This is a genomic window from Microbispora corallina, from assembly GCF_016863035.1.
Taxonomy (GTDB): domain Bacteria; phylum Actinomycetota; class Actinomycetes; order Streptosporangiales; family Streptosporangiaceae; genus Microbispora; species Microbispora corallina.
This window is the reverse complement of sequence record NZ_BOOC01000006.1, coordinates 175,612-188,740: the sequence shown is the minus strand read 5'-3', so window position 1 is coordinate 188,740 and position 13,129 is coordinate 175,612. Positions and strand designations below refer to the sequence as shown.

Annotated in this window: 8 protein-coding genes; 4 read left to right on the top strand and 4 right to left on the bottom strand. The window is 73.0% G+C overall.

Features of this window, described 5'->3' with window-relative positions; translation table 11 throughout:
• Positions 1-2,920, top strand: a 2,920-nt coding sequence (locus Mco01_RS10970) for a hybrid sensor histidine kinase/response regulator (RefSeq protein ID WP_204056769.1), incomplete at its 5' end; no start/stop codon positions are given.
• A 51-nt stretch (positions 2,921-2,971) separates the two neighbouring features.
• On the opposite strand, the gene Mco01_RS10965 is transcribed toward Mco01_RS10970, so the two are convergent.
• Positions 2,972-4,204 carry an NAD(P)/FAD-dependent oxidoreductase gene (locus tag Mco01_RS10965; protein WP_204056768.1) on the bottom strand — a complete coding sequence of 411 codons (1,233 nt, stop codon included), beginning with the start codon at positions 4,202-4,204 and terminating at the stop codon, positions 2,972-2,974.
• A 441-nt stretch (positions 4,205-4,645) separates the two neighbouring features.
• Here Mco01_RS10965 and Mco01_RS10960 point away from each other — a divergent pair, with 441 nt between their 5' ends.
• Both Mco01_RS10960 and Mco01_RS10955 read left to right on the top strand, forming a co-directional pair.
• Complete coding sequence (locus Mco01_RS10960; protein WP_372444818.1) at positions 4,646-6,904, top strand: rhamnogalacturonan lyase family protein; 2,259 nt, start codon at positions 4,646-4,648, stop codon at positions 6,902-6,904.
• A 202-nt stretch (positions 6,905-7,106) separates the two neighbouring features.
• Positions 7,107-8,324, top strand: a complete 1,218-nt coding sequence (locus Mco01_RS10955) for a site-2 protease family protein (RefSeq protein WP_204056766.1) — start codon at positions 7,107-7,109, stop codon at positions 8,322-8,324.
• Positions 8,325-8,348: 24 nt separating this feature from the next.
• Here Mco01_RS10955 and Mco01_RS10950 read toward each other — a convergent pair whose 3' ends face one another.
• The 3 genes from Mco01_RS10950 to Mco01_RS10940 form a co-directional block, all read right to left on the bottom strand.
• Positions 8,349-8,534, bottom strand: coding sequence for a hypothetical protein (locus Mco01_RS10950; protein ID WP_204056765.1), 186 nt, complete (start codon positions 8,532-8,534; stop codon positions 8,349-8,351).
• A 102-nt stretch (positions 8,535-8,636) separates the two neighbouring features.
• A complete protein-coding gene (locus tag Mco01_RS10945) occupies positions 8,637-10,061 on the bottom strand; it encodes an amidase (RefSeq protein WP_204056764.1) in 1,425 nt (474 codons plus the stop codon).
• Between the two features lie 146 nt (positions 10,062-10,207).
• On the bottom strand, positions 10,208-11,194 hold the full coding sequence (locus tag Mco01_RS10940) for a DNA polymerase ligase N-terminal domain-containing protein (protein WP_239103507.1): 987 nt from the start codon (positions 11,192-11,194) through the stop codon (positions 10,208-10,210).
• Between the two features lie 120 nt (positions 11,195-11,314).
• Here Mco01_RS10940 and Mco01_RS10935 point away from each other — a divergent pair, with 120 nt between their 5' ends.
• Complete coding sequence (locus Mco01_RS10935; protein ID WP_204056762.1) at positions 11,315-13,084, top strand: bifunctional metallophosphatase/5'-nucleotidase; 1,770 nt, start codon at positions 11,315-11,317, stop codon at positions 13,082-13,084.
• The last annotated feature ends 45 nt before the right edge of the window (positions 13,085-13,129 follow it).

Here is a 13,129-nt window from a genome sequence, read left to right as displayed (position 1 = left end):
GGGCCAGCTCGGCGGCCAGGCCCGGGTGCCCAACGTGGCCGGCACCTGGAAGGACCTCACCGACAACGTGAACTCGATGGCCGACAACCTGACCAGCCAGGTGCGGTCCATCGCCCAGGTCACCACGGCGGTCGCGCAGGGCGACCTGACAAAGAAGATCGACGTCGACGCCCGGGGCGAGATCCTGGAGCTGAAGACGACCATCAACACCATGGTCGACCAGCTCTCGTCGTTCGCCGCGGAGGTCACCCGCGTGGCCCGGGAGGTCGGCAGCGAGGGCCGCCTCGGCGGCCAGGCCGAGGTCGAGGGCGTGTCCGGCACCTGGAAGCGCCTTACCGAGAACGTCAACGAGCTGGCCGGGAACCTGACCCGTCAGGTCCGCGCCATCGCCGAGGTCACCAGCGCCGTGACCTCCGGCGACCTGACCCGCTCCATCACGGTGGACGCCGAGGGCGAGCTGGCCGACCTGAAGGACAACGTCAACTCCATGGTGGAGTCGCTGCGCGAGTCGACGCGGGCCAACCAGGAGCAGGACTGGCTCAAGACCAACCTGGCCCGCATCTCCGGCCTCATGCAGGGCCACCGCGACCTCGCCGCGGTCGCCGAGCTGGTGATGAACGAGCTGGCCCCGCTCGTCGGCGCCCAGCACGGCACGTTCCTGCTGGCCGAGGAGACGGCGTCCGGCACCGAGCTGCGGGTCGTCGGCAGCTACGGGCACCGCGAGACGCTGCGGCGGTACGCGCTGGGCGAGTCGCTGGTCGGCCAGGCCGCGCTGGCCAGGCGGACGATCCTGGTCGAGGACATCCCGCCCGGCTACCTCACCGTGTCGTCGAGCCTGGGCGAGGCCGACCCGGTCACGCTGATGGTCCTGCCGATCGTGGTGGAGGACCAGGTCCTCGGCGTGATCGAGCTGGCCAGCCTGCGCCGCTTCTCCAAGGTCCACCGCGACTTCCTGGAGCAGCTCGTCGAGACGATCGGCGTCAACGTCAACACGATCGTGGCCAACGCTCGCACCGACGCGCTGCTGGCCGAGTCGCAGCGCCTGGCCACCGAGCTCCAGGTCCGGCAGGAGGAGCTCCAGCGCTCGAACGCCGAGCTGGAGGAGAAGGCGGAGCTGCTGGCCCAGCAGAACCGCGACATCGAGACGAAGAACAGCGAGATCGAGCAGGCCCGCCAGGAGCTGGAGGACCGCGCCCAGCAGCTCGCGCTCGCCTCGAAGTACAAGAGCGAGTTCCTCGCCAACATGAGCCACGAGCTGCGCACGCCGCTCAACTCGCTGCTCATCCTGGCCCAGCTGCTCTCGCAGAACCCGACCCGCAACCTCACGCCCAAGCAGGTGGAGTACGCCAACGTCATCCACTCGGCCGGCACCGACCTGCTCCAGCTCATCAACGACATCCTCGACCTCTCCAAGATCGAGGCCGGCAAGATGGACATCACGCCGGAGGCGGTGAGCCTGCGGCAGCTTCTCGACTACGTGGACGCCAACTTCCGCCCGCTCACCACGCAGAAGGGCCTGCGGTTCGGCGTCACCGTCGCCCCCGACGTCCCGCCCAGCCTGCTCACCGACGAGCAGCGGCTGCGCCAGGTCCTGCGCAACCTGCTCTCCAACGCGGTCAAGTTCACCGAGGAGGGCTCGGTCGAGCTGCGCATCGAGCGCGGCGCGGGCGTCGACCTGCCGGGCGCCCCCGGGCAGGACGTGCTCGCCTTCCACGTCGTGGACACCGGCATCGGCATCGCCGCGGAGAACCTGTCGCAGATCTTCGACGCGTTCCAGCAGGCGGACGGCACCACCAGCCGCAAGTACGGCGGCACCGGCCTCGGCCTGTCGATCAGCCGGGAGATCGCCACGCTGCTCGGCGGCGAGATCCGCGCGGCCAGCACCCTGGGCGAGGGCAGCTCCTTCACGCTCTACCTCCCGCTCGTCCAGACGTCGTTCGACCCGGCGGCCGTCCCGGTCGAGCCGGAGCCTGAGGCGGCCGAGCCCCTGATCGCCGAGCCCGTCGCGGCGCCGCCCGTGCCGGCCTCCGCGACCGCGGACACGCACCGCCTCGACGGCCGGGAGCGGCGCCGCCTGCTCGTGGTCGAGGCCCGGCCCGGCGGCCTGCTGTCGATGCTCGCCCAGAGCGTGGCGGCCGACCTGAACGACACGCACGGGCCGGTGCAGGTGTCCACGGCGAGCGATCCGGCCGTGGCGCTGGCCGCGCTGCGCCAGGAGGGCTTCCACTGCATCGTGCTCGATTTGGGCATGCCGCACGACGCGGCCGCCGAGTTCCTGAAGGGCCTCGACTCCGACCCGGCGCTGCGGGCGCTGCCGGTGCTCGCGCACCACTCGCGCAAGCTGTCGCGCCCCCAGGAGGACCTGCTGCAGGTGCGGTCGAGGAACCAGCCGCTGGAGCGCCTGCCCAGCCTCGACGAGCTGCGCGAGCGCATCACGCTGCACCTGTCGGCCGAGGAGCCCGGCAACGTGCTCCCGCTGGTCCAGCCGGCCTCCGAGGAGGAGCCCCTGCGGGAGGTCGAACAGGTCGACAGCAAGCTCGTGGGCCGCAAGGTGCTGGTCGTGGACGACGACGTGCGCAACGTGTTCGCGCTGACGACGATCCTCGAACTGCACGGCATGCAGGTGCTGTACGCGGAGAACGGCCGCAAGGGCATCGACATGCTGATGCGCAACGACGACGTCGACCTGGTCCTGATGGACATCATGATGCCGGAGATGGACGGCTACGCCGCGACGAGCGCGATCCGGTCGATGCCGCGCTTCGCCCAGCTGCCGATCATCGCGGTGACCGCGAAGGCCATGCACGGCGACCGGGAGAAGACGCTGTCGTCCGGTGCCAGCGACTACGTCACCAAGCCGGTCGACGCCGAGGAGCTCATGATCTGCATGCAGCACTGGCTCGGCCTGCAGGACAAGTAGCGCCGGACGCCCCCGGCCTCCGCGCCCGGCGGAGCGGGCTGCCGGAGACGCTCAGGAGCCGGCCACGTCGGAGAGGACGGCATCGGCGGCGCGGCGCCCGGAGACGAGCGCGCCCTGGATGGAGCCGGTGTCCCGGTGGTCTCCGCAGACGTACCGGCCCGGGCGCAGCCGTACCGGACGGCGCAGCGGCATGGGCGGCGGCATCGCGGGCAGGGCCGCCTCGATGGGGTACGTCGCGACGTGCTCCCATGAGGCGGTGCCGCCGTAGATCTCGCCGAGGCGGGCGCGGACGCGCCGCTCGTCCGCGTCGGAGGCAACGCCCAGGACCGACGTCGAGATCAGCGCCCGGCCGTCGGTCGAGTACTCGGGGGCCGCGTCCGTGATCACGAGTGTGTCGGTGATCACGCCCTCGGCGTCCACGACCTGGGTCGCCTCGCCGAGCGGCGAGCGCGGGGCGGCGTGGTAGAACGTCGTCACCGAGCGCATCGGCGGCACCGGAAGGCCGGGCACCAGCCGCGCCGCCGTCAGCGGATCGGCCGCGACGACGACGGCCCCTGCGGGGACGTCCCCCCCGCCCGCGAGCGCCACCCCGTCCTCGGTCACGGCCGTGACCGCCGTCTCCAGACGGACCGCGCCGTCCGGCAGCCGGGCGGCGAGCTGCGCGGGGATCCGCCCCATCCCCCCGGCGGGCAGGCCGATCGTCCCCCGGGCGAACGAGCGCCAGAGGAGGTGGAAGATCCGGCTGGAGGTCTCCAGCTCCCGCTCCAGGACGACGCCGGAGAAGAACGGCCGGACCAGGTTCTCGATCATCTCGGACGACATGCCCCAGTGCCGCAGCTCGGCCTCCGTGGTGCGCTCCGTCCCGCCGCGGACGAGCGCACCGGGCAGCGCCAGGTCGCGCGCTGTCACCGCGGCGAGAGTGATCTTGTCGCGCGGCGTGCCGATCCGGGCGAGGGCGCCGCTCAGGGCCTGGCCCGCGTGCCTCCACGGAAGCATCACCCGCTCCCGCCTTCCGTCCCGGTGCACGAGCAGGCCGGAGTTGAACGGCCGCAGGTCGAGGGCCCCGATGTCCAGGACCCTGGCCGCTTCCGGGTAGGCGGTGTTGAACACCTGGAAGCCCCGGTCGAGCAGGAAGCCGTCCACCAGGTCCGTGCGGACCCGTCCGCCCACCCCGTCGGACGACTCCAGCACCCGTACGGGCACCCCCGCCCGGTGCAGCCGTACGGCGCAGGCGAGGCCGGCCAGCCCCGCCCCGATCACGACCACGGTGCCGCGCTCCGCCATGGTCCTCCTCCCGTCGTCGCCCCGCGCGCCGTACCGGCGACGGCGTGGTTCGCCGCACCGTGCGTGACCGCCACGCCGTGCGTGAGCCGAGCCGTGCGCGTAGGGTCGCGTCCTCTCCCATGTCTTCGCTCGCGACACCGAAGCGGTTGCGAAAGGGCTGTACGTTTCACCGGCCTCCGGAGCTCGTGCCAGGTGTGGAGGCTGAGCGGACAGGGGGCTGTCCCCCGCCCTTGACGGCCGGTGACGGCGGCCGTGACAGTGACGCGGAACACGGTCCGGGCCCGCCGCGCCGGCCGCGGGCGCCCCCCTCCGCATGCCGCCCGGCGACCGGACCGGCCCGTCTCGTCAGCGCACACAGTCGTCAGCGCACACAGGAGGCCCCGCATGCTCAGGACGCGAAGACGCGTCGTCCTCCCCGTGGTCGTCGCCGCGGTCGCGTCGATGGGCGCCTGGGCCGCCACCACCGCGGACGCCTCGGCGGCCGCCGGGTGCCGGGTGGACTACGCGGTGACCAACCAGTGGCAGGGCGGGTTCGGCGCGAACGTCACGATCACCAACCTGGGCGACCCGATCAGCGGGTGGACACTGACCTGGTCGTACACCGCCGGGCAGGCCGTGACCCAGGCGTGGAACGCCACCGTCACGCAGAGCGGCGCACAGGTCACGGCCCGGGACGCGGGGTACAACGGCGCGCTGGCCACCGGCGGCTCGACGTCGTTCGGGTTCAACGGCTCGTGGACCTCCGCCAACCCGGCCCCGGCGGCCTTCTCCCTGAACGGCACGGCCTGCACCGGGTCGGCCACCGGAAGCCCCTCGCCCAGCCCCTCGCCCAGCCCCACCCCGACCCCGACCCCGACTCCCAGCCCGACGCCCACACCTACGCCCTCACCAACGCCCACGCCCAGCCCGACGCCCACCCCGACGCCCACGCCGACGCCCACGCCGACCCCGAGCGGCGCCCGGCAGATGGAGGACCTGAACCGGGGGCTGATCAGCGTCCGTTCGGGCAGCGGCAACCTGGTGTCCTGGCGGCTGCTGGGCACCGAGAGCCGGACCACCCCGTTCGCCCTCTACCGCGGCTCCACCAGGGTGGCGACCGTCACCGACTCCACGAACTACCTCGACAGCGGCGCGGCCGCCGACGCGTCGTACACGGTGCGCGCGGTGGTGGGCGGCGTCGAGCAGGCGGCGTCGGAGCCGTCGCTGCGCCTCACCGGCGGCGACCATCTGGACGTGCCGATCCAGCCCCCGGCCGGCGGCACGACGCCCGACGGCGTGGCCTACACCTACAGCGCCAACGACGCGAGCGTGGGCGACCTGGACGGCGACGGGCAGTACGAGTTCATGCTCAAGTGGGACCCGTCCAACAGCAAGGACAACTCCCAGTCCGGCTACACGGGGAACGTCTACGTCGACGCGTACCGGCTGGACGGCACCCGGCTGTGGCGGATCGACCTCGGCCGCAACATCCGCGCCGGCGCCCACTACACGCAGTTCCAGGTGTACGACTACGACGGCGACGGCAGGGCCGAAGTGGCCATGAAGACCGCCGACGGCACCAGGGACGGCACCGGGAAGGTCATCGGCAGCTCCTCGGCCGATTACCGCAACTCCTCCGGTTACGTGCTGTCCGGCCCCGAGTACCTCACGATGTTCAACGGGCTGACCGGCGCGGCCCTGTCGACGGTCGCCTACGACCCGCCGCGCGGCACGGTCTCCTCCTGGGGCGACAGCTACGGCAACCGGGTGGACAGGTTCCTCGCCGCCACCGCCTACCTGGACGGCGCCCGGCCGTCGCTGATCATGTCGCGGGGCTACTACACCCGTACGGTGATCGTGGCGTGGGACTTCCGCAACGGGTCCCTCGTCGAGCGGTGGAAGTTCGACTCCGACTCGGCCGGCAGCCAGTACCGGGGCCAGGGCGACCACCAGACGTCCGTCGCCGACCTCGACGGCGACGGCCGGGACGAGATCGTCTTCGGCGCCATGGCGATCGACGACAACGGCAGGCCGCTGTGGAACACCGGCTACGGCCACGGCGACGCCCTGCACGTCGGCGACCTCGACCCGGGCCATGCCGGACTGGAGGTCTTCAAGGTCGACGAGGACACCAGCAAGCCGGCCGCCTGGTTCGCCGACGGCCGCACCGGTCAGACCCTCTGGAGCAACGCCTCCTGTGGGTGCGACAACGGCCGCGGCGTGTCCGACGACGTGTGGGCGGGCAGCCCCGGCGCGGAGTCGTGGTCGGCGGCCGTCTCCGGCGTCTACAACACCAGGGGCCAGAACGTCGGCCGCAAGCCCGGGTCGACGAACTTCCTGGCCTGGTGGGACGCCGACCCGGTGCGCGAACTGCTCGACGGCACCCACGTCGACAAGTACGGCACGGGCTCCGACACCCGGCTGCTGACCGGCAGCGGCGTGCACTCCAACAACGGCACCAAGTCGACGCCGTCCCTGTCGGGCGACCTGTTCGGCGACTGGCGGGAGGAGGTGGTCTGGCCGACGAGCGACGACCGGGCGCTGCGCATCTACAGCACCACCGTTCCCACCACGCGGCGGATCCCGACGCTGATGCACGACCCGATGTACCGGGTCGCCGTCGCCTGGCAGAACACCGCCTACAACCAGCCGCCGCACCCGACCTTCTTCATCGGGGACGGCATGGGCACTCCCCCGCAGCCGAACATCTACGTGCGCTGACGGGCCCGCCCACCCCCAAGTCCCGCCCGGTGTCGCGGCCGCCCCCGCCGCGCACCGGGCGCCTTGGTCGACGGGCGACCTCGTGGACGAACCGGGGGTCCGCGGTGTCGCCTGACGGGGACGGCCCGGCGCGGGGGCCTATTTCGCGTGGGGGCCCGCCAGGTGGGTAGGGGACGGTCACGCCGTGCCTGGGGGAGGCGCCATGCGATCCTCGATGAGCCTGGGCCGCGTCGGGGGCGTCGCGGTCGGCATCAACGTCAGTGTGCTCGTCATCGTCGTGATCCTGGTCTTCGGGCTGGCGTTCGGGCGCTTCCCGCTCGACGTCCCCGGCCTGCCCGCCGCGGCGTACCTGCTGGCCGGGGTGGCCTCGGCGGTGCTCTTCCTGGCCTGCCTGCTCGCCCACGAGCTCGCCCACGCGGTCGTGGCCCGGCGGCACGGCATCGAGGTGAACGGCATCACGCTGTGGCTGCTCGGCGGCGTGGCGGAGCTGCGCGGCGTGCCCCGCACTCCCGGCGAGGACCTGAAGATCGCCGGAGTCGGCCCTCTCACCAGCCTCGCCCTCGGGGTGGTGTCCGCGCTCGTGGCCTGGCTGCTGGCGACGACGGGCGCCGCGCCGCTGGCCGCGGCGATGTTCGCCTACCTGGCCGGGGTCAACGTCCTGCTCGCCCTGTTCAACCTGGTCCCCGCCGCGCCGCTGGACGGCGGCCGGATCCTGCGGGCGATCCTCTGGTCGGTGTGGCACGACCAGGCCAGGGCGGCCGTCGCGGCCGCGCGCGCCGGGCGCGTGTTCGGGTACGCCCTCATCGCGCTGGGCTTCCTCCAACTGGTCGGCGGGCGCGGGCTGCAGGGGATCTGGCTGGCTCTGATCGGGCTGTTCCTGGTGAACGCGGCGACCGCGGAGGAGCAGCAGACGCGGGTCGGCGCCGCCCTCCACGGCATCAGGGTGGCCGACGTGATGTCCGGGGAGCCGCTCGCCGCCCGTCCCGACGAGACCGTGGCGAGCCTCGTCGACCGCCTGGTCATGCGGCACCGGCTGTCCACGTACCCGCTGGTGGACGAGGACGGCCGGCTGGCGGGACTGGTGACGCTCAACCGGCTCCGGGACGTCCCTCCGCACGAACGGCCCCTGACACGGCTGCGCGACATCGCGTGCCCGCCGCGGGACGTGCCGACGGCGCACCCCGACGAGCCGCTCACGGACCTGCTGCCGCGCATGAGCGGCTGCTCCGACGGGCGGGCCGCGGTCGTCGACGCCGGCGGCCGGCTGGTGGGGCTGATCACACCCAGTGACATCAGCCGCGCCCTGCAGACGGCCGACCTGCGGGCCGGCGATCCGTACCGGCCCGGCGGCGCCGACCTGGCCGGGCCGCCCCCGCACGGGCACCACGGGCACCGCGGCACCCACCGCCCCGCCGCCTGACCGCCTCGTCCGCGCCGGGCGGTCTCACTCGTCGTACGGCTCGTCCACGTCGTCCGCCGAGTCCGCGCCCGGGGCGTGCCAGTCGCCGCTGGCGCCGCCCTCCGGGTCGCCCTCCGGCTGCGCGTCCGGCGACTGGGCCAGTGGGGGCAGGCGGTCCGGGATCTCCCCGCCCGCGCCCCGGCCGCCCGCCGTCTCGTCTCCGTGTGCCATGGCGTCCCCCTCTCCTGCCGCCCGCGGCCGTACCCCGTCAGCGCGGTCCCATGCGGGCCGGGCGCTCACGGGCACCGGCGTGTCACGGGGTCCGGTGCGGCATCACGCACGGTCAGGCCGGATCGGCAGGGGCGCCGGGTCGATCGGCGTCAGCGGGCCCGCCGCGGCCTCGATCACCTCGGCGGCGTCCAGGCACAGGTCCTCGCGAAATCGCGGCCCGATGATCTGCACGGCCTGCGGCAGGCCGGCCGCGACCCCGGCCGGCACGGCGACCGCGGGCAGGCCGAGGAGGTTGACCGCGACCGCCGTCCGCATCGTCTCCGGCCACCCGTCCAGCCATCCGGGATCGAGGTCGGCGCCGACCGGGAAGGCCGGGTGCGTGCGGATCGGGGCGAGCACCAGGGGCGTCCGGCTCATCCACGCGGCCCACAGGCGGGCGAGGGAGACCCGCTCCATCATCGGGTCGAACGCGGGCTCGCCCGCCGACCGGTTCCAGACCGGCTCGAAGGCGGCCCAGAAGCGGGCGAACCCCTCGGACGCCACCGTCTCCACGGGCGGCTGCTCGCGGTGCACCCGGCCGTACGCCGACATGATCTGGGTGTGGATCTCGGCGGCCCGGACGAGGGCGGGCGCCTCTGCCTCCTCGACGACGTACCCGGCCTCGGTCAGCGCCGCCGCCGCCCGCCGCAAGGCGTCCGCGACGCCGGGGTCCGGGACGGCTCCGCCGGGGCGGGCGACGAGGCTCACCCGCACCGGCGTGCCGACCGGAGGGCCGGTCAGGGGCACCGGGGCGTGCCACGGATCCCCGCCGGACCGCCCGCACATGTGCGCGAAGGCCAGTCGCAGGTCGGCCACCCGGCGCGCGACCGGTCCGTGCACCCCCAGAAGCTGGAAGGCGAACGGCGCCGGCCCGGCGCGCTCGCCTGCCTGCGCCACCCGGCCGAGCGACGGCTTCAACGCGCTCACCCCGCAGCACTGGGCGGGCCAGCGGAGGGACCCCGCGCCGTCGTTCCCGATCCCGAGGGGGGACATCCCCGTCGCCACGGCGACCGCCTCGCCGCCACTCGACCCGCCCGGGGTGTGCCCGGCGGACCACGGGTTGCGGGTGGGGCCGCGCAACGCGTTCTCGGTGTGCCAGCGCATGCCGAACTCGGGCATGTTCGTCCGCCCGATCGGGATCGCGCCGGCCGCCCTCAGCTCGGCGACGGGCGGCGCGTCCAGGGACGCCACCGCGTCACGGAGGGGGACGACGCCCAGCGTCGTCGCCGAGCCCGCCACATCGACGTTCTCCTTGACGGTGAACGGGACGCCGCACAGCGGCCCCGCGGGCCGGCCGCGCGCGAGGGCCTCGTCGGCCGCCCGCGCGGCCTCCAGCGCCCGCTCCCCCAGCGTGACCGTGACCGCGTTCACCCGCGGGTTCACGGCCTCGATCCGCCGCAGGCAGGCCTCCACCGTCTCCCGGCACGACGCCCGCCGCTCGCGGACCAGCCGCGCGAGCTCCCCCGCGCCGAGCTCCCAGAGCTCCATGCGACGTCCCCTCCTCCTCGATCTCCTCGACCGCGTGCCGGGAAATCTAGGGGCGGGCGCAGGGAAACGGCAGTCTTGTCTTCCGCGCTCCCCTCAGCCGCCCGGCCTCCGGCGGCCAGGCGGGGGGACGAGACGGGAACAGGGCGTCAGGAAGGCAGGAGGACCCAGGCCGGGGACTCCTCGCCCGGCTCGTACGGCGAGTCGAGCCGCTTGCCCAGCACGCCTGGCAGGCCCTGCTCGGCGGCCGCCCGCCGGACGGCCCGCACCTCGCCCGGCCAGCTCGGCGCGGTCTGCCATCGCGGCCCGGCCAGCTCCAGCCCTTCCAGCCGGGCGCGGCGGCGCTCGTACGGCTCGGCCAGCAGGGACCGCCCGTCGTCGTAGAGCAGGTCGGAGCAGACGTACACCGGGTTCCCGCCCAGAGGGACGATCTCGCCGTCGAGGACGGCGGAGCGGCTGCCGAGCGACTCGGCCATGGCGCGCAGCCATCCGTGCTCCTTGGTGATCTCCGTACCGGAGGCGTCCCGCAGGACGAGCCGCCCGCCGCTCACGAGCGCGACGGCCCGCAGGCCGCCCCACGAGAACTCCCAGCCGTACCGCTCGGCGTCCCGCGGGACCCGGGCGCGCGTCACCGGCCGCATCGGGACGACCGTCTCCGGGATCGGCTCCCACCCGGGAACGGGCGGGTCCATCCGGTGGATCATCCAGTTCTTGCCGCGCGTCTGGAACAGCACGTAGCGGCCGGAGGCCCGGGCGCCGCTGAGGACGATCTTGACCTCGCGGTCGGTCCACTTCTCCGTGGTGTAGCGGCCGCGGTCCCAGACGAACATCCGGCCGCCGCCGTACTCGCCCTGGGGGATCTCCCCCTCGAACCGGGCGTACTCCATGGGGTGGTCCTCGGTGTGGACGGCGAGGTGGTTGGTGCCGGGGTCGGGCGGCAGGCCCCGGGGGATCGCCCAGGAGACGAGGACGCCGCCGCGTTCGAGCCGCAGGTCCCAGTGGAGGGAGCGCGCGTGGTGCTCCTGGATGACGAAGGTGTCGTCGTCGCCCCTCGGCAGCGGCTCGGCGTCGGGGATCGGCTCGCTCGTGCGCCGGGGGTCGCGCTTGGCGCGATAGGTCTCCAGTTTGTCGGCCACGGCCACGGTTCTACCCCCGTGGCGTGATTTGGTCGGACGCTCCCCTGTCACGTCGCGCGACATGTCCGTTTAAGAAACTTGTGACCCTTAGGTGACGCAATATCACTATCGTCACAGCCCATGTATTCAGCCACCGGCCGGGCGGTGATCGCCGGCGCCGCCGTCGCGGCCCTCGGTCTCCTCGCCGCCGCCACCCCCGCCTCCGCCAACTCCGGCCACACCGTCACGATCACCGTCATGGCCAGCTCCGACATTCACGGCAACGCCCTGAACTGGGACTACTACAAGAACGCGGAGTTCGACGACAGCGCCCACAACGACGTGGGACTGGCCAAGGTCTCGACGATGGTCAAGCAGATCAGGGCCGACCGCGGCGCCGGGCACACCCTGCTCTTCGACTCCGGTGACACGATCCAGGGCACCCCGCTGGACTACTACTACGCCAAGGTCGAGCCGATCACGCAGACGGGCGAGACCCACCCCATGGCCAAGGCCATGAACGCCATCGGGTATGACGCCGTGACGCTGGGCAACCACGAGTTCAACTACGGCCTGCCGCTGCTGGCCGCGTGGGTGAAGCAGATGAAGGCCCCCGTTCTCGGCGCGAACGCGGTGTCGGCGAAGACCGGCCTGCCCGCCTACCTGCCGTTCGTCATCAAGACCATGAAGGTCACGGGCGAAAAGCCGATCAAGGTCGGCGTGCTCGGCCTCACCAACCCCGGCATCGCGATCTGGGACAAGGCCAACGTCGAGGGCAAACTCAGGTTCCTCGACCTCGTGGACACCGCGAAGAAGTGGGTGCCGGTCATCCGCTCCCTCGGCGCCGACGTCGTCCTCGTGACCGCGCACGCCGGGGACAACGGCCTGTCGTCGTACGGCACGGACCTGCCGGTGGAGAACGCCGCCGCCCTCGTGGCGCAGAAGGTTCCCGGCATCGACGCCGTCCTGTTCGGCCACGCCCACAACGACGTGCCGCAGCGGTTCGTGACCAACGAGGTCACCGGGAAGCAGGTGCTGCTCACCGAGCCGAGCAAGTGGGGCCAGCGCCTCAGCGTCGTCGACTTCACGCTCGCCAAGCAGCGCGGCGCGTGGACCGTCACGGGCAAGTCGTCCACCACGCTGAACACGAACACCGTCCCCGAGGACCCGGCGATCGTCGCTCTCATGAAGGACCAGCACGACAAGACGGTCGGGTACGTCAACCGGGTCATCGCGCAGTCGAAGGAGCAGCTGTCGGCGGCCGAGTCGCCGTACAAGGACACGCCGATCCTCGACTACATCCAGAAGGTGCAGACCGACCTCGTGAGCAAGGCCGTCGCCGGCACGCCCGACGCGTCGCTGCCCGTCCTGTCGATCGCCGCGCCGTTCAGCCGCACCGCGGTCTTCCCCGCCGGGCCCGTCAGCGTCCGCGACATGGCCGGGCTGTACGTGTACGACAACACGCTGCTGGGCGTGAAGATGACCGGGGCGCAGATCAAGGACTACCTGGAGTACTCCGCCAAGTACTTCGCCCAGGTGGCGCCGGGCGCGCCGATCGACCTCGCCACGCTGACGAACGCGGCCGGCACCCCCGACTACAACTACGACCAGCTGTCGGGCGTGACGTACGACGTCGACATCGCCAAGCCGGTGGGGCAGCGCATCGTCAACCTGTCGTACCAGGGCACGCCGGTCGCGGCGGACCAGCAGTTCGTGGTGGCGGTGAACAACTACCGCCAGTCGGGCGGCGGCGGCTTCCCGCACGTCTCCACGGCGCCGGTCGTCTACAACGCCCAGGTGGAGATCCGGCAGGCGCTAATCGAGTACGCCACCGCGTCGGGCACCATCGACCCGGCCACGTTCGCCGAGGCCAACTGGAAGCTCGTCCGCGACGGGGTGCCCGTCTTCTAGGAGCCCCTCGACCGCGGGCCGGCGCCACCCCTGAGGGGGTCGGCG